Source organism: Streptomyces racemochromogenes (assembly GCF_044129415.1).
GTDB lineage: Bacteria > Actinomycetota > Actinomycetes > Streptomycetales > Streptomycetaceae > Streptomyces > Streptomyces racemochromogenes_A.
On the sequence record NZ_JBBDHD010000031.1, the window covers coordinates 1 to 26,083 of the forward strand.

A 26,083-nucleotide genomic window follows, 5' to 3' on the forward strand; every position below is an offset into this window, starting at 1 on the left:
GGGGGGGGGCCCCCCCCACAACGCGCGGGGGGGGGGGGGGGGCCCCCCCGGGGGGGGGGGGGGGGTGGGAGGGGGGGGGGGGGGGGCCCCGCCGGCCCCCCCCCCCTCCCCCCTTTTTCCACCGGTCGCGCCGTCACTCGCCCTTGCTGCCCAGGCAGATGATCACGTACCGGGCCCGCGGTGCGCCGACACGGCGACGCGACCAGCCGGCCGGTACGTACAGCAGCTCGCCGGGCCGCAGCCGGCACTGGAAGGTCTCGGGCCGGCCGCTCCGGCCGGCCCCGCTCAGCTGCCAGGTCACGGCGCCGGCCAGCTGGTGGATCAGCAGGTGCTCCCGCCCCCCGGGCTGCCCGGTCCAGGCCTCGTCCGCATCGGCCCCGGGGACGGCCCCGGCCGTCGCCACCCGGTCCAGCCGTACGGACAGGCCCGTCAGCGAGGCCAGATCCGCGGTGAACCGGGACGCCTGCTCCGGGCACACACCGCCACCCGCCGAGCCCGCCCCGGTCTCGTCGGCGCCGCCGAACGCCGGGTTGTCGTACTCCGGCCACAGCACACCCGGCGTCCGGTCCAGATGGACCGAGAGGAACAGGAGGATCTCCCGCAGGTGCGGGGCCTCCCGCGCCCAGGCTTCATCCGGAATGTCCATCACGTGCCCCTCTTGTTCGGCGGCTCCACAGCTCCCATCCCAGCAGCATGCGACACGCCCGCCGACCACGACAGACACGAAAAGGCGTGACACCGGGTCAGGAAGGCGGTATCCGGCCGTCGTCCGCCTCGCCCTCCAGGTCCAGCAGTCCGCGCGCGGCGGCGGCCACACCGGCCTGGAAGCGGCTGCCCGCACCCAGCTCCTGCATGATGTCGGCGATGTGGCGCCGGGCGGTGCGCAGCGACATGCCCAGGCGGCGGGCGATGGCCTCGTCCTTCAATCCCGCCGCGAGGAGCCGGATGATCGTCTCGTGGATCTCCCGGGCCACCTCCTCAAGCCCCTGGCCCGCGGCGGCCGAGAACGGGGAGGCCAGGTCCCAGGTCTGGTCGAAGATGTCGCACAGGTAGGCGACGGTCGACGGCTCGCGGATCAGGACGGCGCCCCAACTCCCGTCGGAGACCGGTATGAAGGCCAGTTCCCGGTCGAAGGCGATGAGCCGGCCGAACAGCTCGTGTGCCGTGCGGTACCGCGCCCCCAGTGCGGACGTGGTCGCGACGTAGGCCTGGCTCGGCCCGTTGAAGCGGGCCGTGTGGTGGTAGAGGGTCCGGATCGAGATCCCCCGCTGGAGCATGGTCTCGTCGCGCCGCAGCGCCTCCTGCATCGCCTCCGGCACCCTGCTGCCGCCCCCGGGCTGCGAACTGATCATCTCAATCGTGCAGTTGAGGGAGGCCCGGTTGAGCGCCCCGCGCACGTCCTCCAGGCTTTCCAGTACCTCCAGCGACTCCCCCGTGGAGCGGCGGCCCAGGTAGTGCGGCAGGAAGCGGCCCAGGTCCTCGCGGATCGCGCTGATCTCCCGCTGCTGTTCGCGGATCTGCGCCTCCAGGGGCGCGACGAGTTGCTCGGCGGCCGTGTCCGGGGCCACCGCGAAGGCGACCGTCGGGTCGACCGGGCTCACGTGCAGCAGGCGCGCGGCGCGCAGGCGGGACACACTGCGCCGGACCTCGTCCACCTCCCGCCCCGTGCCGGCGGCCACGGCGTTCGCGTCCACCGTGCGGTGTTCCAGCACCCAGCCGTAGACATCGATGTCAACATCGGCCTCGTTCGGATCCGGCACCACGTCAGATATCCGCATTGCCCCACTCTGCCCTTTTCGCCCCTGGTCGCTTTCCTGCCAGGCACTTTGGTGAGGTGCCCGCCCCCTGGCGCCAGGATAAGCAGGACGGAAGGCTTGACCCCACGAACAGCGGCGGCTGTCCGGCCACTTCAGGCCCCGGACGTCCGAAAGCGGTGCGATCACCTCCAAAGTGACCGCACCGCCACCGGGGTGCCGGGCCCCGCCGCTCCCCTTCTCCTTCGATCCGGAATCCGGAGCCCCCCATGCTGCACACCACGCCCGCCGCCCGCGCGCCGGAGCTGCCCGACCTGACCCCCCGTGAGCAGGAGGTCCTCGCCTACCTCGCGCAGGGGGACACCTACCGGATGATCGCGAGCCGGATGGGGCTGAGCCCGCACACGGTCGACACCTACCTGCGCCGGCTGCGCAGCAAGACCGGCGCGGTGAACCGGACCCAGCTCACCCACCTCGCCTTCCGGATGGGCTATTGAGCCGGCCGCGCGCCCGTGGCCGCGGCCCCGGCCACCGGGGCATCGTCCTCGAACGTGCGCATCCGCCGCAGCGGGGAGCAGAGCAGGACCAGCGGCGCCGCCGACAGGGCCGCGGCGCACACCCACAGCGCTTCCCGCACGCCCAGGAGTTCACCGAGGGCTCCCGCCAGCAGACCGCTCAGGGGCAGTACGCCCCACACCAGGAAGCGCATGGTGGCGGTCATCCGACCGAGCAGGTGCGGCGGGCAGACCGTCTGGCGGTAGGTGACCTGGCAGATGTTGTACAGGGTGACCCCGGCGGACTGGACGAGCGATCCGAGCACGAACAGGCCGATCCGCCAGTCCTCGCCGGCCAGCGGGAGCAGCAGTCCGAAGGGCATGGTCACCAGCAGGGACAGCCAGGTGAGCCGCGCCGCGCCGACCGCCCGGGTCACCCGGTCCGCGGCGGTCGCGGCCAGCACCGAGCCGATCGTGGCCGTGGTCAGCACCCAGCCGACGGCCGCCGGCGGCAGCCCCACGGTCCGGGTCAGGAAGAGCACCTCGATGGCCATCACCGCGCTGAGGAACAGGTTCACGGCCGCCGTGTTCAGGGCGATGAGCCGCAGGATCCGGTGGCTCAGGACATAGCTCAGCCCCCGGCGGATGTCACGCAGCAGGTGCCGGCGCGGGGCCGGTGCCGGCTTCGCCTCGCGGGCCTCGATCCGGCCCAGCAGGACCACGGAGGCCAGTGAGGTGACGGCCTGGCCGGCCAGCGTCCCGGCCGGGCCCAGCAGCTGCACCAGGAAGCCGGCGACGCCGGGGCCGGCGAACTCGGCCCCCGAACGCACGGTCTCCAGCTTCGAGTTGCCCGCGATCAGGGTGTCCTTGCCGATGAGGACCGGCAGATAGCTCTGGTCGGCGACGTCGCCGAAGAGCCGGGCGCAGCCCAGCAGCAGGGCGACCGCGTACAGCAGGGGCATCGAGTGCAGGTCCAGCAGGTAGGCCACCGGCAGCGCCGTCAGCAGGAAGGTCCGCGCGAGGTCGGCGGCCATCATCACGCGGCGCTTGCGCATCCGGTCCACCCAGGCCCCGGCGGGCAGGCCCAGCAGCAGGAACGCCGCGTGCTCCGCGGCGGACAGCAGACCCGCCTGCATCGCCGAGGCGTCGAGGGTGAGCACCGCCATCAGCGGCAGGGCCACGTAGGTGATGCTGCCGCCCAGCTCGTTGCAGATGTGCGAGGACATGAAGAGACGGAAGTCCCTGCGGTGCCGGCCGCTGCCGGCCTGGCCTGTCGTGGTGGACTCGTCGGTGGTGACGGACACGGGTGCGTTCCTTGTCTGGTCGCGGACGGGGTCCGCGGGGTGCGGGTTCATCGGAGGGCGGGCGCCGGGAGCGCCTTGGGGTCGAGCTTGCCGCCGGGGGTACGGGGCAGCCGCTCCATCAAGGTGACCACGGCCGGTACGAGGTACCGCGGCGTCCTGGCCAGAAGATGACGGCGCAGTCCGTCCGGGGTGAGGGGGCTGCCGGCCGTGACGGCGGCCCACGCGGCGAGCTGCGGTCCGTCGGCCGCCGCGACGGCGCGCACCACCACGTCGACGACGTCTGGATGGGCCGCCACGACCGCCTCCACCTCCTTGAGTTCGACGCGGTGGCCGCGGATCTTGACCTGGTCGTCGGCGCGCCCGAGGAAGACGAGCGAGCCGCTGCCGGGGGCGCGGGTGACCCGGTCGCCCGTGCGGTACATGCGCTCGCCCGGGGTGTCGGCGAACGGGTCGGCGACGAACCGCTCGGAGGTCAGGCCCGGCCGGCCGTGGTAGCCGCGCGCCAGGCAGGGACCCGCCAGGTACAGCTCGCCGGCGGCGCCGGGGGGCGCCTCGCGCAGTTCCTCGTCGAGGACGTACGCCCGTACGCCGGCCAGGGGTTCGCCGAGCGGGATCAGCTCGTCGCCGGTGAAGCGGGCCAGTTCGGCCGGCGCCGGCTCGTAGGAGGTGGCGGTGATCGTGGACTCGGTGAGGCCGTAGCAGCTGATCACCGGGGGGTGGCCGGCCGCCGTCCAGCGCGTGAGGTCCGCGGTGCGGCCGGCGTCGCTGCCGATCACCACACGGCGCAGTGAGGGCGGCAGCGGCCGGGGGGCCCGCTCCAGGTCCTTGGCCCACTGCGACCAGTACGGGGTGGGCAGGTTGACGACGCTGATCCGCTCCGCGGCCAGGAACGGCTCCAGTTCGGCGGGCGAGAGGACGTTGTCCTTGACGAAGACGGCCGCGCCGCCCGTGCACCAGGTGGGCAGGGCCTCCTCCAGGCTGACGTCGAAGGCGGGCGCCGCGAACTGCAGGACCGCGTCCTGGCCGGTCAGCCCGTAGCGCTCGGCCAGGGTGGCGGCCTGTGCGGCGAGTCCTGCGTGGCCGACCGCCACGGGCTTGGGCTGTCCGGTGGATCCGGAGGTGAAGAGCACGTAGGCGAGGGCGCCCGGTGCGATGGCGGCGGGCGGGGCCGCCGACGTGGGGGCCGCGGTCGTGGTGGACGCCCAGAACAGCTCGCTCCCGGTGCGGCGTTGCAGCAGCGCGGCGGCGTGGGTGTCCGGGGCGACCGCGTGCCGGGTGCCGGCGGCCCGCAGCAGGGTCCGCAGCCGCTCGTCGGGGGCGTCGAGGTCCACCAGGAGGGGCGCCGCGCCGGCGTACCAGATGCCCAGCAGCCCCACCGCCCAGTGGAGGCCGCGGCGCACCCCCAGGAGGACGGTGTCCTCCGGCCCGGCGCCGGCGGCGCGCAGTTCCTCGGCCACGGCGCGCGCCCGCCGGTCGAACTGGCGGTACGTCAGCTCGCCCTCGGGTGCGCGGACCGCGGTGGCCCCGGGTGTGAGCCCCGCCCGGTGCGCGATGCGCAGGGGCACGGGGGTGGTCTCGGTCGGGCTCATGGTGGTGGTGTCTCCTGGGGGTGCGGTCGGGCTCTTCGCGGCGGGGTCGGACCTGGTGGGACCGGTTACGCCCGCTCGCGGGGGCGGGGGCGCAGCGCGGGGCGGGCGGGGGCGGTGCCGGCGTCGGCGAGGCGGGCGGCGATGCCCGCGGGGGTCGGCGTCTCGAAGAGGTCGCGGATGTTCAGCCGCACGCCCAGTTCGGTGCCGAGGCGGCCGACCAGCCGGGTGGCCAGGAGCGAATGGCCGCCGTGGGCGAAGAAGTCGTCGTCCATCCCGGCCTCCTGGAGGCCGAGGACGGAGGCGAAGACCTCGCAGACCGTCTTCTCGGCGGGGGTGGCGGGCAGCCGTCCGGCGGGGCGGTGCACGGTGGCCGGGTCGGGGAGCGCCTTGCGGTCGAGCTTGCCGTTGACGGTGAGCGGGAACCGCGGCAGGCGCAGGAACAGCGACGGGATCATGTAGGCGGGGAGGTTCCGGCCCAGTTCCGTGCGGACCTCCTCGGCGGTGGGGGTACCGGTGAAGTAGCAGACGAGCCGCTGCTGGCCCGCGTGGTCGCGGTCGACGGCGACGACGGCCTCGCCGACGCCCGGCACGGCGCGCAGCGCGGTCTCCACCTCGCCCAGTTCGATGCGGTTGCCGCGGACCTTGACCTGGTGGTCCTGGCGGCCGAGGAAGTCGAGCTGGCCGTCGGCCCGCATCCGGGCGAGGTCGCCGGTGCGGTACATGCGGCTGCCGGGCACGGCGGAGAACGGGTCGGGGACGTAGCGCTCGCTGGAGCGGCGCGGGTCGCGCAGGTATCCGGGGCCCACGCCGGTGCCGCCGATGAAGAGTTCGCCGGGCACCCCGGGCGGTACGGGGGCGAGGGCCGCGTCCAGCAGATAGAGGGTGTTGTTGCGCAGCGGGCGTCCGACGGGCAGCCGGCCGTGTTCCAGTTGGGCGTGCACGGCGGGGCCGATGAAGGCGTGCGTGTTGTCGTCGGAGCACTCGGTGAGGCCGTAGGCGTTGACGATCGCGGCCTGCGGGTGGCGTGCGTACCAGCGCGTGCACAGTTCGGGCGGCAGCACCTCGCCGTTGACGATGAACCAGCGCAGTGCGGGCAGGGCCGGCGGCAGCACGCCGGTGTCCCACAGGTCGACGGCGGCGCGGACGAAGGAGGGCACGGTCTCCAGGACGGTGATTCCCCGGCGGGCGGCGTCGTCGAACAGGGCGGCCGGGTCGCGGGCGGTGTCCCGGGACACCAGGTGGACCTGTCCGCCGGTGATCAGCGGGGCGAGCATCTGCCATACGGAGATGTCGAAGGTGAGCGGGGCGTTCATCACCACGCGGTCGCCGTCGCCGAGGCCGAGGTCCTCGACCTTGGCCAGGAGGTGGTTGTTCATGCCCCGGCGGTGGACCATGGCGCCCTTGGGCTTGCCGGTGGAGCCCGAGGTGAAGCAGACGTAGGCCAGGGCGTCGGGCCCGCCGGCCGGCGCCGGGCGCTCGCCCGGGACCGCGGCGGCCGCGTCGTCGATCACCAGGACGGGCAGCCCGCCGGGGACCGCGGCGGCGATCTCCTCGGCACGCGCCCGCTGCTCGGGGGCGGCCAGCAGGCGGGCGATCCCGCCGCTCGCCAGGAGGTCGGCGGTACGGGTGACGGGGCCCTCGGGGTCGAGGGGGACGTAGGCCGCACCGGAGCCGAGGATACCGAGCATCGCGACGGGAACGCGGGCGGTGGGCTCGCTGAGCACGGCGACCAGGTCGCCGGGGCGGACCCCGTCGGCGAGCAGGGCCAGGGCGAGGGCGTCGGCGCGGGCGACGAGCTCGGCGTAGCCCAGCTCGCGGCCGGTGTCGTCGGTGGTGGCGACGGCGTCGGGGCGGCGCCCGGCCTGCTGCCGGACGCGCTCGACGACCTCCGCGTACTCCTCGTCGCGGGCCGTGTCGTTCCATTCGACCAGGACGCGGTGGCGTTCGGCGGGCGAGAGCAGGTCCACGGTGCCGACCGGGCACGTGGGGTCCTCGGCGACGGCTTCCAGGAGCCGGGCGAGGCGTTCGATCAGGGCCTGGGCGGTGTCGCGGTCGAAGACGTCCGGCCGGTAGTCGATCTGCAGCCGCAGCCGCTCGCCGGGGATGGCGGTCAGCGAGAGCGGGTAGTGGGCGGCGTCGTACGGGTCCACTCCGGTGACCCGGAGCCCGCCCGCGCCGAGGGCGGCGAGGCCGGCCGCGTCGACCGGGTAGTTCTGGAAGGCGACGCAGGAGTCGAAGAGCTCGCCCGCTCCCGCGAGCCGCTGGATCTCGACCAGGCCCAGGTGGTGGTGGTCGATGAGGCGGGCCTGCTCGTCCTGGAGCCGCTCGAACAGCGCGACGAGGGACTCGGCCGGGTCGATGCGCACGCGGACCGGCACGGTGTTGATGCACAGGCCCACGATGTCGGCGACGCCGGGCAGTTCGGGGTCGCGGCCGCTGACGATGGCGCCGAAGACCACGTCCTCGGAGCGGATCTGCCGGCCGAGCAGGAGTGCCCAGGCGCCTTGGAGCAGGGTGCCGGAGGTGATCCGGTGGGCGCGGGCGAGGGCGCCGAGCCGTTCGGTGAGGGACTCGGGGAGGTACGTCTCCACGCGGTCGGGCGGCACCGTGCCGGGCGGCGGGGACACGGGCGCGGTCCGGGTCCCGCCGGGCAGGCCGTCCAGGGCGCGGGTCCAGGCGTCCTGGGCGGCGGCGGTGTCGCGGCCGTGGAGCCGGTTCAGGAAGGCGGAGTAGGGGGTGACGGGGCCCAGCGGGGCGTCGTCGGCGTGGTGCAGGGCGAGGAGTTCGCGGACCAGGACCGGCCAGGACCAGCCGTCCATCACGATGTGGTGGTAGGTCAGCAGCAGCCGGTGGGACAGCGGGCCGGTGCGGATGAGGGTGAAGCGCAGCAGGGGCGGGCGGGCGAGGTCGAAGCGGGTGGCCCGGTCCTCGGCGAGGAGGGCGTCGACGGCGGCGGTGCGTTCGCTCTCGCCGAGCCCGGACAGGTCCGTCTCCTGCCAGGGGGCCCGGACTCCGCGCCGGACGACCTGGGCGGGTTCGCCGGTGGCGCGGCGCAGGAAGCCGGCGCGGAGGTTGGCGTGCCGCTCCAGGACGGTGTCGGCGGCGGCGCGCAGACGGGCCGCGTCGAGGGGGCCGTCGAGGTCGAGGAGCAGCTGGGCCACGTAGACGTCGTGTTCCTCCTCGTCGAAGAGGGCGTGGAAGAGGATGCCGTCCTGGAGCGGGGACAGGGGCAGGACGTCCTCGACCAGGGAGGGGGCGGCCGGGGCGGTGGCGGCAGGGGTGGAGGGCGGGTGGTTCACGGTGGTGTTCCTTCGGTGGTCAGGCGGTCTGGGTGCGGCGGGCCCGGCGGACGACCGGCGGGTCCTCGGCGGCGGCGCCGGCGGCCGCGGCGGCGGGCAGGGCGGCGGCCAGTTCGGCGACGGTGGGGCCGGTGAAGAACTGGCGGATCGTGATGGCGCCGCCGAACCGGTCCCGGACCTCGGCGAGCAGCCGGGTGGCGAGCAGAGAGTGTCCGCCGAGGTCGAAGAAGTCGTCGTGGACGCCGACGTGCGCCGCGCCCAGGAGCTGTTCCCAGAGGGCGCACAGGGCGCGCTCCTCATCGGTGCGCGGCTCCTGGCGGGCTCCCGCGGCCACGGCCGTCGCCGGGTCCGGGGCGGGCAGGGCGGCCAGGTCGGTCTTGCCGTTGGCGGTGACGGGGAAGGCGTCGAGCAGGGTGAGGGTGGCGGGCACCATGTAGTCGGGCAGCCGGGCGCGCAGGTGTTCGCGCAGTTCCCGCGGGTCGGGTGCGGGGGTGCCCTCGGCGGGGACGGCGTAGCCCGCGAGCGCGGGACCGGCGGCCGTGTCCACGACGGTGACGGCGGCCTGGCCCACCGCCGGGTGTCCGGCCAGGACGTGCTCGATCTCGGCGGGTTCGATGCGCAGTCCGCGGATCTTGACCTGCCGGTCGGCGCGGCCGAGGTACTCGACCTGGCCGTCGGCGGACCAGCGGGCCAGGTCGCCGGTGCGGTACATCCGGCTGCCCGGGGGGCCGTACGGGCAGGCGAGGAAGCGTTCGGCGGTCAGCCCGGCTCGGCCGAGGTAGCCCTGGGCGAGTCCGGCGCCGGCGATGTAGAGCTCGCCGGTGACGCCGGGCGCCACGAGGCCGAGCCGCTCGTCCAGGACGTACAGCCGCGTGCCGTCGAGGGGGCGGCCGATCGGGACCTGTCCGGCGGGGGCCTCCCGGCCCGGGCCGACGGCGAAGGTCGCCGCGAAGGTGGTGGTCTCGGTGGGTCCGTAGGCGTTGGTGACGGTGGTGCGGGGGCAGGCCTCGCGGACCCGGCGGACCATGGAGGGCGAGGCGGCCTCGCCTCCGGTCATCACCTCGTGCAGGGTGCCGAGGGCGGGCAGGCAGCGGTCGGCGAGGACGTTGAAGAGGGTGGCGGTGAGGAAGGTCCCGGTGACCCTCTCCTCGGTCATCAGCCGGGCCAGCGCGTCGACGTCGAGTTCGCCGGGCGGCGCGACGACGACCAGGCCGCCGTTGAGGAGCGGCACCCACAGTTCGTAGGTGGAGGCGTCGAAGGCGTGCGGCGAGCGCAGCAGCACCCGCTCGTGCGCACCGCCGCGCCAGCGCCGGTCCGTGGCGAGGGCGACGACCTCGCGGTGGGAGACCGCCACGCCCTTGGGGGTGCCGGTGGAGCCGGAGGTGTACATCAGGTAGGCCAGCGCGTCGGCGTGCCCGACCGGTCCTGCGGTCGCGGCCGTCCCGGCCTCCGTGGCGGGCGGCCCGTCCGGACGCAGCACGTGGCGCACACCCGCCGGTACGGGTTCCCCGTCCGGGACGTCGGTGACGAGGACGGCGGCCCCGGCGGCGGTGAGCACGGCCTCGGTACGGGCGCGCGGGGCCCGCGCGTCCAACGGCAGGTAGGCGGCGCCGGCCTTGAGGATGCCCAGGCAGGCGGCGACGAGGTCGGCGGAGCGGTCCATCAGGACGGCGACGGACTCGCCCGGCCGGACGCCGAGGGCGCGCAGCCGTCCGGCGATCCGGTCGGCCCGGGCGTCGAGTGCCCCGTACGTGGTCTCCCGGCCGGCGCAGACCACGGCGGGGCGGTCCGGGTGGGCTGCGGCCCGCTCCTCGAAGGCGCCGTGGACGGTTCGGCCGTCGGGGGCGACGGGCGCGCCCTGCCAGTGCTCCAGCAGGTCGGCGCGCTCCCCGGGCAGCAGGACGTCGAGTGCGGAGAGCGGGACGCCGGGCTCGCGGACGACGGCACCGATGAGGTGGACGAGACGGTCCAGCAGGCGCCGGGCCGTGGCCGCGTCGAACAGGTCGCTCGCGTACTCCAGTCCGAGGAGCAGGCCCAGGGGCCGGCCGGTGGCCGGGGCGTGGAGCTCCTCCACCTCCAGGGTGAGGTCGAACTTGGCGGTGGCGGTGCGCACCGCCTCCACCTCGGCCCGCAGGCCCGCGAAGGCGGGGGCCTGCGGCTCGCCGCGCTGGGCGGAGACGGCGACCTGGAAGAGCGGGTGGCGGGCGGGCGAGCGGGCCGGGTTGAGGCGTTCGACCAGCGATTCGAAGGGCAGTTCCTGGTGGGCGTACGTCTCCAGGGCGGCGGTGCGCACCCGGCCCAGCAGCTCCGTGAAGGTGGGGTCGCCCGAGGTGTCGGCGCGCACGATCAGGCTGTTGACGAAGAGGCCCACGAGGTCGGTGAGGGCTTCGTCGTCCCGGCCGTCGAGGGGGCAGCCCAGCGGCAGGTCGGTGCCGGCGCCGAGGCGGGTGAGCAGGGCCGCGAAGGCGGCCTGGACGGCCATGAACGGGGTGGCGCGGGCGCTTTGGGCCAGCGCGGCCAGTCCGGCGTGGGCGGCGGCGTCGGTCCGTGCCTCCACCAGTGCGCCCCGGTGGCCGGCCACGGCCGGGCGCGGCCGGTCGGCGGGCAGGGCCAGCTCCTCGGGCAGGCCGTCGAGGACGGCCGCCCAGTGGGTGAGCAGCCGGCCGTGCAGGGAGTCGGGGTCCTGGGCCGGGCCGAGGAGCTCGCGCTGCCACAGCGCGTAGTCCGGGTACTGGACGGGCAGTTCGGGCCACTCGGGCGACCGGCCGGCGCACCGGGCGGTGTAGGCGGCGGCGAGGTCGCGGACGAGGATGTTCACGGAGTGGCCGTCGCCCGCGATGTGGTGCAGGACCAGGAGCAGGTAGTGGTCCTCGGCTTCGTCGGTGAACAGGTGGGCGCGCAGCGGTGGTTCGACACGGATGTCGAAGGGCCGGGTCGAGGCCTGCTCGGCCCGCCGGGCGCGTTCTGCGGGCGGGCACGCGGTGACGGTGAGCACCGGGGCGGAGTCCGCGGGGTCCAGGACCCGCTGGTGGGGGCGGCCCGCCTCGTCGGGGAAGACGGTGCGCAGCGCCTCGTGGCGGGCGCTCACGTCCGCGAGCGCGGCGCGCAGGGCCGGGCGGTCGAGGGCGCCGCGCAGCCGCAGTCCGACGGGGATGTGGTAGAGGGCGCCGTCGGCGCCGTCCCGGGCGTGGAACCACAGCCGCTGCTGGGCGTGGGACAGAGGGATCACAGCAGGGCTCCGAGCTGGGATTCGAAGGTGTCGAGGTCGGCCTGGCTGACCCGGGCGAGGGAGACGTCGGAGGGGGTCAGCCGGCCGGCGTCGGGGCGGGCGGCGTGGGTGACGACGGCGCGCAGCATGGTGAACCACTCCCGGGCGAGGTCGTGGACCCACGGCCCGGGGAGGGCGTTGCCCGCCCAGGTCCAGGTGGCGCTGAGGGTGAGGCCGTCCGGGCCCTCGTGGGCGGCCGCGTTGACCTCCACCGCGTGGGCCATCGGGAGGCCTTCGTCGGCGTCGTCGAGGGCGAAGTCGTGGCCGGGCGCGGCGTCCCAGGGGGCGTCGCCGCCCATCGGGAACCGGCCGAGGTAGTTGAAGCCGATCTGGGGGATGCCGCGGGCGGCGAGACCGGGCGCGGTCCGGGAGTTGAGGTGGCGCAGCAGCCCGAAGCCGATTCCCTTGTCGGGTACGGCGCGCAGTTCCTCCTTGACCAGGCGCAGGGCCGCGCCGACCGCGGGTCCGCCCAGGCGGGCCTCGTCGAGGTCCGGGCGGCCGAGGGCGAGGCGGACGGGGAACACGGTGGTGAACCAGCCGACGGTGCGGGAGAGGTCGGTGCCGTCGGCGACGTCCTCCCGGCCGTGGCCCTCCACGTCGATGAGGACGGCGCCCTCCTCGTCCGCCCCGTCCTGCCCGTCCGCCCCGTCGGCGGCGCGCCGGCCGAGCACGGCAAGGGCCAGGGCGGTCAGCAGCACGTCGTTGACGGTGCCGTTGACCTGGCCGGGAGCGGTGGTGAGCAGGGGGCCCGCCACGTCCGGCCCGAGGGCCAGGGTGAGGGTGTTCTGCGGGCTCTCGGGGTCGAGGCCGCCGGCCGGGCGGACGCCGGCCAGGGGCCGGGGGGCCTCGCGCAGGGCGGCGGCCCAGCGCTCGGCCTCGGCGGTCCGGCGGCCGGAGGTGGCCTCCGCGCGCAGCAGGTCGGCCCAGTGCGCGAACGGGGTCGCCGCCGGCTCCAGGACGGGCTCGCGGCCCTCGGTGAGGGCCGTCCAGCACGTGCGCAGGTCGTCCTGGAGGATCCGCCAGGAGACGCCGTCGACGACGAGGTGGTGGATGACGAGCGCGAGCCGTCCCTGGTGTCCGGGTCCCCGGTCCAGGAGTACGGCGCGCAGCATGTGGCCGTCGCGCGGCGAGAGCAGGCGCCGCGCGGCCCGCATCCGCTCCCGGGTCAGGGCCGGGAGTTCCGCCTCTCCGGTGCCGCGGACGTCCACGTGCTCCAGCAGGTCCGCCGCGGCGACGGTGCCCGCGGGTGGTACGACGGGTTCGGCGCCGGTGGCCCCGATCCCGTCGGGCAGCCTCAGGCGGAGCATCTCGTGGGTGTCCAGGAGGGCCTGGACGGTGCGTTCGGCGGCGGCCGCCCCGAAGCCCGGCGGGGTGCGCAGGACCAGCGACTGGTTGTAGGTGTCGACGGGACCGCCGAGTTCGGCGAGCCAGCCCATGATGGGGGTGGGTGCCAGCGGGCCCAGACGGCGCGGGGGCGTGGCCGGTCCGGCGTCCTCGCTCCCCCGGCCGTGGGCGCGGGCGGTGGCGGCGAGCGCGTTCACGCTCTCCGCGCGGAGCACGTCGCGGGTGCTGACGACCAGGCCGGCCGCCCGGGCACGGCTGACGACCTGGATGGCCTGGATGCTGTCGCCGCCCAGCCCGGTGAAGCTGTGGCCCGCGTCGACCTCGGCGCGGCCGAGGACCTCGGCGAAGAGGGTGCGCAGGGTCCGTACGGGGTCGGGTCCGGCCGGGTGCCCGGTGCGGCGGACGGGCTCAGCCACGGGGCGCGTTCCCGGCGAGGGCGGCCACCAGGGAGGCGGGGCGCATGTCGGTCCAGACCCGCTCGACGTGGTCCAGGCAGGCCTGGCGGCCGTCGGGGCCGTGGACGACGGTCCAGCCGGCGGGGACGGGGTGGGCGGCGGGCCACAGGGAGTGCTGGAGCTCGTCGTTGCGGACCACGACGTAGGAGGCGTTGTCGTTCTCGAAGGGGTTGCTCATGGTGGTTCACCTTTCGGTTCGGGTGCGGCCGTACGGGTCGTACGGCGCGTCGTGGGGACGGGTACGGCGGAGGATCAGGAGCGGGGGGCGGCCTCGATGCCGAGGTGGACCAGGGCGCGCGCCGCGTCGAGGGCGGCGTGCACGCCGGTGGGCTCGGCGTGGCGGGCGATCACGTGCCCGAGCCGGTCGGAGGCGCTGCGGGGCCTGTGGACGGGGGTGCCGGGGGCGGCGGTGACCAGCACCGATTCGACTCCCTCGACGGCCGCCGCGGCCTCGGTGCCGTGGACGGCCGTGAGGGTGCCGTCGGTGTCGGCGAGGAGGAACTGGATCCCGGCGTGGCCGGCCTCCTCGGCCTTCAGCTGCGGGGGCGTGCCGAGGGCGGCGCGCAGCTGCGCGTCGAGGAGGTCGACGCCGGTGGCGAGCCGGACCAGTTCGGGGATCATGCCGCCGGCCGGGCGGGGGTTGATCTCGACGAGGGCGGGCCCCTCGGCGGTCAGTTTGACCTCGGTGTGGGTGGCGCCGAGCCGGATTCCGGCCGCGTCCAGGGCCGCCGTCACCGTGTCGGTGATCGACTGGGCGGTGGCGGCGGGCAGCGGGGCGGGGAAGAGGTGGCGGTGCTCGACGAAGTGCGGGCCGGCGGTCACGGACTTGGCGGTGATGCCCACGCACACGGTCCGCCCGTCGGCTCCGAACATCTCGACGCTGTACTCCGGCCCGTCCAGGTACTCCTCGACGAGGACGGTGCGGGCGGTGGGCATGCCCCGTACGTTGGTGTCGATCGCGAGGATCCGCTCGATGTGGGCGCGGACCCCGGCCTCGTCGGCGCAGAGCAGGACGTTGGTGGAGCCGGAGTCGTCGGCCGGCTTGACCACGCAGGGCAGTCCGGTGCGGGCGACGGCGGCCGCGGCTGCGGCCGGCTCGCGGACGAGGGCGTAGCGGGGCTGGCGGACACCCGCGGCCCGCAGCCTCTCGCGCAGGGCGGACTTGTCGCGGCAGACGGCCACCGCCTCGGGCGCGTTGCCGGGAAGGCCGAGCCACCGGGCGATCCGGGCGGCGGCCGGTACGTAGAAGTCGCTGGTGGTGGTGACTCCGGTGATCTCCTCGCGGCGGAACCGCTCCTGTACGGCGGCGCGCAGGGCGGCGTCGGAGTTGGTGTCGCAGCGGACCACCTCGGCGCCGGTCTCCGCGAGGCCCCGGTAGCGGTCGGGGTCGCCGGTCAGCAGGACGGGTGCGGTGCCCAGTTCGCGCGCCCGCTCCAGCGCGAGCATGCCGGTGCCGGTGGTGTTCGACTCCACGAACAGCAGGTGCCGGCCGATCCCGGCGGGCGGCCGGTAGGCGACGGTGGACCAGGTGCGGGCGGTCCCGTCCGGTCCGAGGGCGGCCGGCGCGGCGGCGGTGGGCACCTCGCGCAGCCGGTGCGCGTCCCAGTGCTCGTCGTCGTAGACGGTGTCGGCGTAGCGGTCGCCGCGGTCGGGGAGGATGCCGACGATCCGGGTGCCGGGTTCGGCGCGGTCGGCGAGGCCGGTGAGGACCCGGTAGACGGAGCCCGAGGTGTTGCCGCCGAAGATCTGCTGCTCGCCGGCGAGGTCCCAGGTGGCGGCGAAGGCCTCGTGGTCGTTGAGCCAGTGCACCTCGTCGACGAGGGTGCGGTCGAGGTTCTTGGGCAGCAGGCTGTTGCCGAGTCCGCTCTGCAGCCGTTGCGGTACGTCGGGCTGGCCGAAGAGGGCGCTGCCCACGCAGTCGACTCCGACGACGTGCAGGGCGGGCAGGCGTTCGCGCAGCGCCCGGGCGGTGCCGCACAGGGAGCCGCCGCTGCCGACGGCTCCGACGAGGGTGTCGAACCGGCCGAGGTCCGCCAGGAGCTCACCGGCGAGGGTGCGGTAGGCCCCGGGGTTGTCGGGGTTGGAGTACTGCTGCGGCCAGAAGGCGCCGGGCAGTTCGCTTTGCAGTTCCGCGAGCCGCTCCAGGCGGGCGCTCTGCCAGCCGTGGCTGGTCATCGCCTGGACGATGTGCACCCGGCAGCCCAGGGCCCGGAGTTTGGCGAGGGTGACGGGGTCGATCCGCGGGTCGGTGACGATGTGCACCTCGTGGCCCAGGGACCGGCCGACGAGGGCGACGCCGAGGGCCATGGTGCCCGAGGAGCTCTCGATGACGGGGTCGCCCGGCTTCAGGGTGCCCAGCCGTCGGGCCTCCAGGAGGATGTTGCGGGCGACGCGGTCCTTCATCGCGAACAGGTTCTGGAGTTCCAGCTTGGCGTAGACCTCCACGCCCCGGGCCTCGCCCAGACGCAGCCGGACCAGCGGGGTCCCGCCGATCGCGTCCGTGACGGTGTCGAACAGCATGCTCAGATCTCCAGCTCGGTGGGGTGGGCGGGTGGGGCCTGCGGGCTCCAGCTGTCGTCGGGTCCGAGGGAGCGGTGTACGGACACCTCGCCGCCGAGAGCGGCGCAGCCGGCCCGGATGTGCTCGGTCTTGCCGGCGAGGGCGGGGTCGTTCGCCTCCAGGAGGACGCCGAGCATGGTGCCGCTGTGCGCGAGGACCAGGCCCAGCCCGTCGACCTCGCGGCACAGGGCGTGCAGTTCCGCGAATCCGGCGCGCCGGCGGCGGTGGGCGTTCATCTCGGCGCTGCGCGTGGCGACGGCGCCGACCTCGGCGAGGTCGCCGCGGGCCACGGCGTCGGTGAGCCGGTCCAGCAGGCGTGCGTACTCCTCCCGGTCGGCGGCGCCGATGGCCCGGGCTCCCCGGTTGTGCGCCACGGTGTCGACCTGGCCGCCCTCGTCGTGGGCGACGACGGTGAGGGGCGGCAGCACCCCGAGGCGTCGGCCGAGGCGCACCTCTCGGTGGTGGAAGGCGACGATCTCGTCGTACATGACCCCGTCGGCCGGTTCGATGCCGCGCAGGAAGTCCTCCGTCTCGGCCGGGGTGAAGGCGCGCCCGTGGGCGGCTCCGACGGCCCGTACGGTGGCGACCAGGTCGGCGGAGGAACTGGCGAGGCCCTTGCCCTCGGGCAGGTCCCCGGCGACCTCCAGCAGGCCGCCGTCCGCCGTGCCGAGGGCGGCCAGGACGGCCTCGGCGACGCGGCGGGACTTGGCCTTGTGCTCCGGGCGCACCCGGACCCGGCCTCCGGGCTCGGGGTGGAACACGGCGGTGGCCCAGCGGGCGAGGGGGAAGGTGACCAGGAAGTCCCCGTGCGGGTGGGGCAGGGCGCCCTGGAGGAGTTCGCCGAAGGTGCCGAAGGCGCTGCCGGAGCCGGGGCCGAGGGGGACGGCGCTCGCCCCGGCGACGGTGTCAGCGGGCGTGCTGTACGCGGGTGCGGGTGCCATCGCCGCCCTCCTCGTGGGTCTCGTCGCCGGGCGCTCCGTACAGGGCGCGGTCGCCCTCCTCGGCGCCCGTGCGGAGCGCGGCGGCGCGTGCCCGCCAGTCGGCGCGCAGCCGTGCGTACGTCTCCTGCTGGTCGCGCAGGACCGCGCGGACGGCTCCGGGGCGGGCCGACCCGGCGGACACCATGCGCTCCAGGCCGCGGTCGACGTCGAAGGCCTCGTCGAGGAGCCGGGCGGGATCGGCGAGGGTGATGCCGTGTCCGGCGGCCGCCTCGGCCAGCAGGGCGGGTTCGCCCGGAGCGGGGGCGGCGCCCGCCGTCGCGGCGAGCACGACGTACTTCCCGGCGACGACCTGGGCGGTGCGCCAGGGCACCCCTTCGGTGAGGCAGAGGGCGTTGGCGAGGCTGAAGCCGCCGAGGAACTCGCGCTCGCACACCTGGCGCATGCGGTCGGCGCGGAAGGTCAGCCGGCGCAGTACCTCGGTGAGGAGGCGGACGGTGCCGTGGGCCGAGTCGAAGGCGTTCAGCAGGTGGGTGCCGGCCTCTTTGGACACCTCGACGAGGTTGCAGAAGGGGGTGTTGCGCTGGCCCAGGAGGACGTCGAAGTGGAAGGCCGTCAGGTGGGCGGTGCGCCCGCGGATGCGCTCCAGGACCGGATAGTTCTTCTTCTGCGGCATGGCGGAGGAGATGCCGGACAGTTCGTCGGGCAGTTCGATGAACCCGTACTCGCTGCCGCCCCAGGTGAGCAGGTCGGTGGTGAAGCGGCTCAGCGCGGTGCCCAGCAGGCTCAGTTCCGCCGTCAGTTCGGCGCTCCAGCGGCGCGAGGCCACGGCGGTCAGGGCATGGGGCTGCGGCCGGGAGAAGCCGAGCAGCCGGGCCATCCGGTCGCGGTCCCAGGGCAGTTCCTGTCCGGCCATGGCGCCGGCGCCGAGCGGGCAGGTGTCGATGCCGTCGTACGCGTGCAGCAGCCGGGCCTGGGTGTGCAGCAGGTGCTCGGAGAGCGCGGCGAGGTGGAAGCCGGGGGTGATGATCTGGGCGGCCTGGAAGTGGGTGTACCCCGGCATGGGCAGGTCGCAGGTCTTCTGGGCCAGCTCGTGGACGACCGAGCCCAGTTCGAGGAGGGCGCCGGCGAAGCGGGCGAGCTGGTCGCGGCCGTACATCACCTGGGCGCAGGCCTGGAGGTCGTTGCGGCTGCGGTCGGCGTGCCAGTGCGTGACCGGGGCGGGCAGGCCCGCCTCGACGTGCCGTTCGAGGGCGAAGGCGATGTCCGACATGTTGGCGCCGGGCTGCGCGCTGAGGGTGTCGGACCCGACGGCGTCCAGCAGGGCGGCGATCCGGTGGGCCTCCTCGGCGGTGAGGAGGCCCATGCGGACGTACTCGGCGGCCAGGGTCTTCTCGATGGCGACGTAGTGGCGCAGCAGGTGGCGGGACTCGAACCCGAACTGCGGGGCGAGCACTTCGTCGTGGAGGAGTTCGGCGGGGCCGCCGCGGATGCGGCCGCTCAGCTCGGGGGCGGGCCCCGTGGTGTCACTCGTCACGTGGTGTGTTCCGTTTCCTGTTCTGGTGCGGCGCGCGTCGGCGCATGCCTGATCGACGCGCGGCGCGGGAAGGGGGGACGGGTCCCCCGGGCGGGCCGGGGGTGCCCGTTCAGCGGCGTTCGGCCTCGGCGAGGGCGGTGCGCAGCAGGGCGGCGGCCGCGGTGCTGTGCGGCGGCCGCATGAGCCCGTAGTGGTCGGTGGCGGCGTCGTGGCGGGTGAGGCCCGCCTCGGCCCGGGCCGCCCATCGGTCGGCGGCGTGCTCCCCGGCTCCGGTCGTGCTCTGGAGGAACAGGACGGGGCAGGGCGCGGCCGGGGGCCGGTACGCGGCTGCGGCGCGGATCCCGGTGCGGAAGACCGCGTGGTGCCGGGCGAGGTCTCGCCGGTCCAGGCCGGGGGCGAAGCCCTCGCGTGCCACCCGCTCGGCGAGGACGGCGAGCCGGGCGGGGGTGTCGGCGGCGCTCCGCAGGGCGCTGCGCAGCACGGACCGGTCCTCGTCGGTGGGGTCGAACCCCGCGGAGCGGGCCAGGTCCTCGTGGAACCACTCCAGCAGCTCGTTCTCGTCGTCGGGGACGTGGCCGGGTTCCGGGTAGCCGGTGTCCAGCAGTGCGAGGGTCGCCACCTCCTCTCCGGCGGCCGTCAGCTGGACCGCCATCTCGTAGGCGAGGAGCCCGCCGAAGGACCAGCCGGCCAGGTGGTAGGGGCCGGTGGGGCGGATCCGGTGCAGGGCCTCCAGGTGGGCGGCGGCCAGCTCCTCGACGGTGGCGTCGGGCATGGCGTCGGATGCCGCTGCGGGGTCGGTCGGCGCGGGCGCGGTCAGCCCGAGCACCGGTCGCCCGGGGCCCAGGTCGGCGGCCAGGGCGCGGTAGCACAAGACGTTGCCGCCGATCGGGTGGACCAGGACGAGCGGGTCGAGGGTGCCCTCGGTCCGCAGGCGCACCACCGTGTCCGGAACCGCCTCGACGTGGCGGCCGCGCAGCAGCGCGGCCTGCCGGGCGACGGTCGGGTGCTCCAGGACGGCCGAGACGCCGAGGCGTTCGCCGAAGGCCCGGTTGATCCGGCCGATGAGGCGCAGGGCGTCGATGGAGTGCCCGCCGGACTCGAAGAAGTCGTCGTGGACACCGACCGGCCCGGCGGCCAGGAGGTGCTCCCAGATCCCGGCGAGGCGGGATTCGAGGGCGTCGCGGGGCGGGGTCGGCTCGACACCGCCCCGCAGGTCGGCGGGGTCCGGATCGGGCAGGGCGGCGCGGTCCAGCTTGCCGTTGGCGGTGAGCGGGAGGGCCGTCAGGCACACCCAGGCGGAGGGGACCATGTACTCGGGGAGCCGCTCCCGGGCGTGGCGGGCCAGGTCGCCCGGTTCGGGCGCGGAGGCGGGGCCCGAGCCGGTCTCGGGGGCGGCCGACTCGGGGACGTAGTAGCCGACGAGGCGTTCGCCGCGGGGCAGGACCGCGCAGTCGCGCACGCCGGGGTGTTCGGCGAGGACGGACTCGATCTCGCCGGGTTCGACGCGGAATCCGCGGATCTTGAGCTGGTGGTCGGTGCGGCCCGCGTACTCCAGGGCTCCGTCGAGGCGGTGGCGGGCCAGGTCGCCGGTCCGGTAGAGGCGCCGGGTGGTGCCGTCCGGGCCGGTGTGCTCGATGAACCGCTCGGCCGTCAGCTCGGGTCGTCCGTGGTAGCCGTCGGCGAGGCCGACGCCTTCGAGGAAGAGCTCGCCGGTGACGCCGAGGGGGACCTCGGCCAGGCGGCGGTCCAGGACGTGGGTGCGCATGTTGGCGATGGGCCGGCCGATGGGCACGGTGTCGCCGCCGTCCGGCCGGCACTGCCAGGAGGTGACGTCGACGGCCGCCTCGGTGGGCCCGTAGAGGTTGTGCAGCTCGACGCCGGGCAGCCGGTCGAAGAACCTGCGCTGGACCTCGTACGGCAGGGCCTCGCCGCTGCAGACCACCCGGGTGAGGCCGGCCGCGCCGGCCACGGCCGCGGGGTCGTCGAGGAAGACGCTGAGCATCGACGGGACGAAGTGCACCGTGCTGACGCCGTCGGCCCGGATCAGTGCGGCGAGGTAGCCGGGGTCGCGCTGGCCGCCGGGGCGGGCGAGGACCAGGGTGGCGCCGGTCAGCAGCGGCCAGAACAGCTCCCACACGGAGACGTCGAAGGTGTACGGGGTCTTGTGCAGCACCCGCTCCCCCGGGGTCAGCCCGTATGCGTCCTGCATCCACAGCAGCCGGTTGGCGATGGCGCGGTGCGAGACCACGACCCCCTTGGGCTTGCCGGTGGAACCCGAGGTGAAGATCATGTACGCCGGGTCGGACGGCTCGGGCTCCCGGGCGGGGCCCGCGGTGCCCGTCGCGGCCTCCCCCGGCCGCAGGACGGTGACCCCGGAGCCCTCCAGCCGCTGCGCCCAGGCGCCCTCGGTGACCACCAGGCCGATGCCGGACTCGGCGAGCAACGACCGTACGCGCGGCGCCGGGTGCTCCGGGTCCAGCGGGACGTAGGCGGCGCCGGACTTGAGGACGGCGAGGAGCACGACGGGCAGGGCCAGGGAGCGTTCCAGCAGCAGGCCCACGAACGTGCCGGGGCCGGCGCCCCGCTCCCGCAGGGCCGCGCACAGCCGCTCGGCCTCGGTGTCGAGGGTGCGGTAGGTCAGTTCGGCGCCCTCGAAGCGCACGGCGGGGGCGTCCGGGGTCCGGTCGCGCTGCTCGTCGATCAGCCGGGTCAGGACGTGCGGCCGCGGGTAGTCGACGTCGGTCCGGTTCCAGTCGGCGTAGCGGCGGTGTTCGGCCTCGGGCAGCAGGTCGGCGACCGTGCAGTCGCGGTCCGGGGACTCGGCGAGGTCGCGCAGGGCGGCCGCGTAGGAGGCGTGCGCGCTCGCCATCTGCTCCTCGGAGAACCGGGCCGCATCGTAGCGCAGGCCGAGTTCGAGCAGGGCGCCGTCGGGGCTGCGGGAGAACTCCGCGCCGAAGGCGAAGTCGGTGCCGGCCTCTCCGGTCTCCTCCAGCACGGTGAACGCGCCGTCGGCCGGCCCGTCCCGCTCCACGTGGAAGTGGGTGTAGTTGAAGAAGGTCTCGAAGAGCGGGCCGCCCCCGGACAGGCGCTGGATCTCGGCGAGCGGGAAGCGGCGGTGCGCGTGCAGTTCCGCCTCCAGAGCGGCGACGTGCCCGACGAGGCCGCGCCAGCTGAGCCCGGTGACCGTGGCGCTCAGCGGCAGGGTGTTCAGGAAGACGCCGACGACCTTGTCGCCGTCGGTCTCCTCGACGCGGCCGTTGTGGACCACTCCGGTGGTGACCGCGTCGCCGCCGCCCAGCAGGGCCATGACCCGCAGGTGGGCGGCGAGCAGGACGGTGCGCAGCGGTACGCCGCACGCGGCGGCCAGGGCGGTGAGCCGGGCGTGCAGGTCCTCGGGCAGGGGCGCGAGGAGCCAGGACATCCGGGCGGGTCCGCCGGTCGCCGCCGGGCGCGCCAGCTTGGTCGCGGGGGCGTCGGCGGCCTTGCCGGTCCAGAAGGCGCGCTGGACCGGGTCGGCCAGCGCGGCCCGTTCGAGTGCGACGAAGGAGGCGAACCGGGAGCGGGGGCCGGCCTGCGGGGAGGGGCCGTCCGCCGGGGTCCGGGCGGCGAGCGCCTGGGTGTAGCAGGAGGCGAGTTCGGTCAGGAGCGAACGTTCGCTCCAGCCGTCGAGGACGGCGTGGTGCTCGGCGACGAAGAGCTGGAGCCGGGTCTCGGAGAGGCGTTGGACGTGGAACCGGATCAGCGGGGGCCGGTCCCAGTCGAAGGGCCGGTCGCGCTCGGCGGCGTAGCGGGCGGCGACGGCGGTGCGCTGCGCCTCGGCGTCGAGGCCGTGCAGGTCCTCGAAGGTGAGCTCCGGGCGGGCGCCGCGGTGGACGAGCTGGAGGGGCTCGGTGAACCCGTGCGGGTCGAAGGAGGTGCGCAGCATCTCGTGCCGGGCCGCGAGGACCTCGACGGTGGTCCGCCAGGCGTCCTCGGAGAAGGGCGCTTCGACCAGGTACGAGGCCACGTTGTGGTAGACGCGTCCGCCGGCCGACGGCAGGTCGCTGTGGTAGAGCATGCCGGCCTGGAGCCGGGTCATCGGGTAGGCGTCCTCCAGTCCCCCGGGCAGGGCGGCGCGGTCCGCGGGGGTCAGGAGGGCGAACGGCTCGTACGGGGCAACGGCCGCGGCCGCGGCCCGGTCGCGCGGGGTGACGTGCGGGGCGAGGGCGCGGGGCGTCGGGGAGCTCATGAGCTCGGCGACGGTGAGGTCGAGGCCTCGTTCGCGGATGCGGGCGAGGACCTGGAGGGAGCGGATGGAGTCCCCGCCGAGGGCGAACCAGTTGTCCAGGGCGCCGACCCGTGCGTGGCCGAGGACCTGGGCGAAGACCTCGGTGAGGGCGGTCTCGACCGGCCCGCGGGGTGCCTCGTAGGCGGCGGTGGGGGTGCGGGCGGCCGAGCCGGGGGCGGGCAGCCGGCGCCGGTCGGTCTTGCCGTTGGCGGTCAGCGGGAAGGCGGGCAGGGTGACGAACGCGCCGGGGATCATGTAGCCGGGCAGCCGCCGTGAGAGGTGCTCGCGCATCTCCTCGACGGTGGGGCCCGCCCCTTCGTCGGCCCCGGTCACGGCCAGGTAGCCGACCAGGACGTCGTTCCCCGCGGGATCCGGTGCGACGAGTGCGACCGCGGCGTCGACGAGGGGGTGGGTGGCCAGGGCGGCCTCGACCTCGCCGAGTTCGATCCGGAAGCCGCGCAGTTTGACCTGGTGGTCGATGCGGCCGAGGTACTCCAGGTCCCCGTCGGGCAGGGCCCGTGCCAGGTCTCCGGTGCGGTAGAGCCGCTCGGCCTCCGCGAGCCCGGCGGGTGCGTCGGCGACACCGTCGGCGACTCCGGTGGGGAAGCGCTCGGCGGTGAGTTCGGGCCGGCGCAGGTAGCCGCGGGCCAGGCCCGCTCCGGCGACGTACAGCTCCCCGACGGCCCCGCGCGGGACGGTCCGGCCGCGCGCGTCGAGCAGGTGCAGGCGCAGGTCGGGGATGGGCACGCCGATGACGCTGCCGCGGCCCTCCTCCGCGTCGCGGGCGGTCAGCGGCCGGTAGGTGACGTGCACGGTCGTCTCGGTGATGCCGTACATGTTGACCAGGCGGGGTGCGGTGTCGCCGTGCCGGGCGAACCATCCGGCGAGGGCGGAGACGTCGAGGGCTTCCCCGCCGAAGACGACGTGGCGCAGGCGGAGCCCGGAGCCGGCCGGTCCGGCCGTGCGGTGGTGTTCCTCGTCGGCCCGGGCCAACTGGTAGAAGGCGGAGGGGGTCTGGTTGAGGACGGTGACCCGTTCGGCGCGCAGCAGCCGGTGGAACTCCTCGGGCGAGCGGCTGGTCCCGTACGGGACGACGACGAGGCGGCCGCCGTGGGCGAGGGCTCCCCACAGCTCCCAGACGGAGAAGTCGAAGGCGATCGAGTGGAAGAGGGTCCACACGTCGTCGGGACCGAAGCCGAACCAGTGGTCGGTGGCGGAGAACAGCCGGGTGACGTTGGCATGGGGCACCAGGGTGCCCTTGGGGAGGCCGGTGGACCCGGAGGTGTAGATGACGTAGGCCAGGTGGTCCGGGGTGACGCCGGTGTCGGGGGCGGTGTCCGGTTGGGCGGCCAGGAGCGGGGCGTCGGCGAGCAGGTCGACGGTGTGCAGGCCGGGGGCGTCCCACAGGGCCCGGGTCTCGGTGGTTCCGACGACGTGCTCCAGGCGGGCGTCCCGGACGATGTGGCGCAGCCGCTCGGGCGGGTTGTCGGGGTCGAGGGGCAGGTAGGCGCCGCCGGCCTTGAGGATGCCGAGCAGGGCGACGACGAGGTCGGCGGAGCGGGGCAGGCACAGTCCGACGAGGGTGTCGGGGCCCACGCCGAGGGCACGCAGCCGGTGCGCGAGCCGGTTGGCGCGGGTGTCGAGCTCGCGGTAGGTGAGGGAGGTGCCCTCGTGGACGAGGGCGACCGCGTCGGGAGTGCGGGCGGCGTGTCCGGCGAAGATCTCGTGGACGCACGTCCGCTCGCCCGGGGTGTGCGGGAGGGCGGCGCCGTCCGGGAGCGGCGAGCCGATGCCGGTCCGCTCGTCGGGCGACAGCATGGGCAGTGCGCTGAGCGGCAGTCCGGGGTTCTCGGTGGCGGCGTCCAGGAGGCGGGCGAAGTGCCGGCCGAACTGCCGGACGGTGGCGGCGTCGAACAGGTCCGCCCGGTACTCCAGCCGGCAGCTCAGCTCGCCGCCGGTGCGTACCACGTCGAAGGTCAGGTCGAACTTGGCGGTTCCGGCCGGTCCTTCGAGCAGCGTGGCCTTCGGGCCGGGCAGGCCGTCGGTCATGCCGTCCTCGTCGTGCAGGCCGAACATGACCTGGAAGAGGGCGGCCTCCTCACCGGTGCGTCCGGCCGCGATCCGGTCGACGACGCGTTCGTAGGGCAGGTCCTGGTGGTCCTGGGCGTCGAGCACGGTGTCCCGTACCCGCTCCAGGTGGACCCGGAAGGCGGGATCGTCGGACAGGTCGGCGCGGATCACCAGCGTGTTGACGAACAGGCCGACGGTGTCCTGGAACTCCTTGCGGCCCCGGCCCGCCACCGGCGTCCCGACGAGTACGTCGTCGGTGCCGGTGTAGCGGCCGAGCACGATCTGGAAGGCCGCCAGCATCAGCGTGTACGGGGTGCTGTGGGTGTCACGGCACAGGCGCTCCATCCGGGCGAGCACCGGGGCCGGCACCTCGAAGGAGTGCAGCGCCGCCGCGCCGCGGGCCGCTCCCGGGGCGGGCCGGCCGTCGCGGGGCAGGGGCGCGTCGGGCAGTTCGCCGTCCAGCTGCTTCTCCCAGTAGGCGAGCTGGCGCTGGGCGGCGGGGCCGCGGAGCCATTCCTCCTGCCAGTCGGAGAAGTCGGCGTACTGGTACTCGGGGGCCTGCGGGGCCACGACGCCGGCCGGGTGCCGGCGGTCGGTGCCGTCGGGGGCGCCGGTCCCGTCGCCGTGGTGGGCGTACGCCGTGAGGAGCTCGCGGGCGAGGATCCCGACGGACCAGCCGTCGGCGACGATGTGGTGCAGGGCGAGCGCGAGGACCGCGCCCTCGGGGGTGTGCAGCAGGGCCGCCCGGAAAAGCGGTCCCGACTCCAGGTCGAAGGGCCGGTGGTGTTCGGCGGCCATCCACTCCTCGACGTCCCCGGCCCCGCTCGCCGTGGCGCAGGACCAGGCGAGCGCGGCCTCGGTGTCGATGTGCTGCCACAGCTCGCCGTCCCGCAGGACGAAGCGGGTGCGCAGCGCCTCGTGCCGGTCGACCAGACCCTGGGCGCAGGCGCGGAGCGCGGCCTCGTCCACCGGGCCTTCGAGGCCGTAGAAGACGGGCATGTGGTAGGTCGGCCTGCCTTCCTCCAGCTGCTGGAGGAAGTACATCCGCTGCTGCGCTCCGGATGCGCGGAAGGCGCTGAACGACAGTTCCGCAGGACGTTCGATCGGATCGTGACTGGCCAAGACGACTCCCTCGGCGCCGCACCGGTGACCGGCCCGCGACGTATGCTCCGCTTGCTTGCCCGGCCAGCCTAGGAACAGCATCG

The 26,083-nt window shown here is 75.1% G+C and carries 13 protein-coding genes; 1 reads left to right on the forward strand and 12 read right to left on the reverse strand.

Annotation, left to right across the window (positions count from 1 at the left end; all coding sequences use genetic code 11):
• Window positions 1-133: 133 nt before the first annotated feature.
• Both WDV06_RS14690 and WDV06_RS14695 read right to left on the reverse strand, forming a co-directional pair.
• Entirely contained in the window at window positions 134-646 is a 513-nt protein-coding gene (locus WDV06_RS14690; RefSeq protein WP_395510171.1) for a hypothetical protein, read from the reverse strand.
• Window positions 647-743: 97 nt separating this feature from the next.
• Entirely contained in the window at window positions 744-1,778 is a 1,035-nt protein-coding gene (locus WDV06_RS14695; RefSeq protein ID WP_395510172.1) for a LuxR C-terminal-related transcriptional regulator, read from the reverse strand.
• A gap of 245 nt (window positions 1,779-2,023) precedes the next feature.
• Here WDV06_RS14695 and WDV06_RS14700 point away from each other — a divergent pair, with 245 nt between their 5' ends.
• The gene (locus WDV06_RS14700; protein WP_395510173.1) at window positions 2,024-2,251 is read left to right on the forward strand and encodes a response regulator transcription factor; all 228 of its coding nucleotides are present in this window, start codon (window positions 2,024-2,026) and stop codon (window positions 2,249-2,251) included.
• On the opposite strand, the gene WDV06_RS14705 is transcribed toward WDV06_RS14700, so the two are convergent.
• From WDV06_RS14705 to WDV06_RS14750, 10 genes are all read right to left on the reverse strand, one after another.
• Window positions 2,245-3,552, reverse strand: coding sequence for an MFS transporter (locus WDV06_RS14705; RefSeq protein ID WP_395510174.1), 1,308 nt, complete (start codon window positions 3,550-3,552; stop codon window positions 2,245-2,247). The two genes, WDV06_RS14700 and WDV06_RS14705, sit on opposite strands and share 7 nt — an antisense overlap.
• A gap of 47 nt (window positions 3,553-3,599) precedes the next feature.
• Window positions 3,600-5,141: an amino acid adenylation domain-containing protein gene (locus tag WDV06_RS14710; RefSeq protein WP_395510175.1), complete on the reverse strand. Its 1,542-nt coding sequence runs from the start codon at window positions 5,139-5,141 to the stop codon at window positions 3,600-3,602.
• A gap of 65 nt (window positions 5,142-5,206) precedes the next feature.
• Window positions 5,207-8,440: a non-ribosomal peptide synthetase gene (locus WDV06_RS14715; RefSeq protein ID WP_395510176.1), complete on the reverse strand. Its 3,234-nt coding sequence runs from the start codon at window positions 8,438-8,440 to the stop codon at window positions 5,207-5,209.
• A 19-nt stretch (window positions 8,441-8,459) separates the two neighbouring features.
• A complete protein-coding gene (locus WDV06_RS14720; protein WP_395510177.1) occupies window positions 8,460-11,669 on the reverse strand; it encodes a non-ribosomal peptide synthetase in 3,210 nt (1,069 codons plus the stop codon).
• Complete coding sequence (locus WDV06_RS14725) at window positions 11,666-13,468, reverse strand: condensation domain-containing protein (protein WP_395510178.1); 1,803 nt, start codon at window positions 13,466-13,468, stop codon at window positions 11,666-11,668. The genes WDV06_RS14720 and WDV06_RS14725 overlap by 4 nt, the downstream gene beginning before the upstream one ends.
• Complete coding sequence (locus WDV06_RS14730; RefSeq protein ID WP_395510179.1) at window positions 13,461-13,685, reverse strand: MbtH family protein; 225 nt, start codon at window positions 13,683-13,685, stop codon at window positions 13,461-13,463. The genes WDV06_RS14725 and WDV06_RS14730 overlap by 8 nt, the downstream gene beginning before the upstream one ends.
• A 74-nt stretch (window positions 13,686-13,759) precedes the next feature.
• Window positions 13,760-16,027, reverse strand: coding sequence for a pyridoxal-phosphate dependent enzyme (locus WDV06_RS14735; RefSeq protein WP_395510180.1), 2,268 nt, complete (start codon window positions 16,025-16,027; stop codon window positions 13,760-13,762).
• Between the two features lie 2 nt (window positions 16,028-16,029).
• On the reverse strand, window positions 16,030-17,007 hold the full coding sequence (locus WDV06_RS14740; protein WP_395510181.1) for a GHMP family kinase ATP-binding protein: 978 nt from the start codon (window positions 17,005-17,007) through the stop codon (window positions 16,030-16,032).
• Window positions 16,973-18,541, reverse strand: a complete 1,569-nt coding sequence (locus WDV06_RS14745) for an argininosuccinate lyase (RefSeq protein WP_395510182.1) — start codon at window positions 18,539-18,541, stop codon at window positions 16,973-16,975. The genes WDV06_RS14740 and WDV06_RS14745 overlap by 35 nt, the downstream gene beginning before the upstream one ends.
• 109 nt (window positions 18,542-18,650) lie before the next feature.
• Complete coding sequence (locus WDV06_RS14750; protein WP_395510183.1) at window positions 18,651-26,000, reverse strand: amino acid adenylation domain-containing protein; 7,350 nt, start codon at window positions 25,998-26,000, stop codon at window positions 18,651-18,653.
• Between the last annotated feature and the right edge of the window lie 83 nt (window positions 26,001-26,083).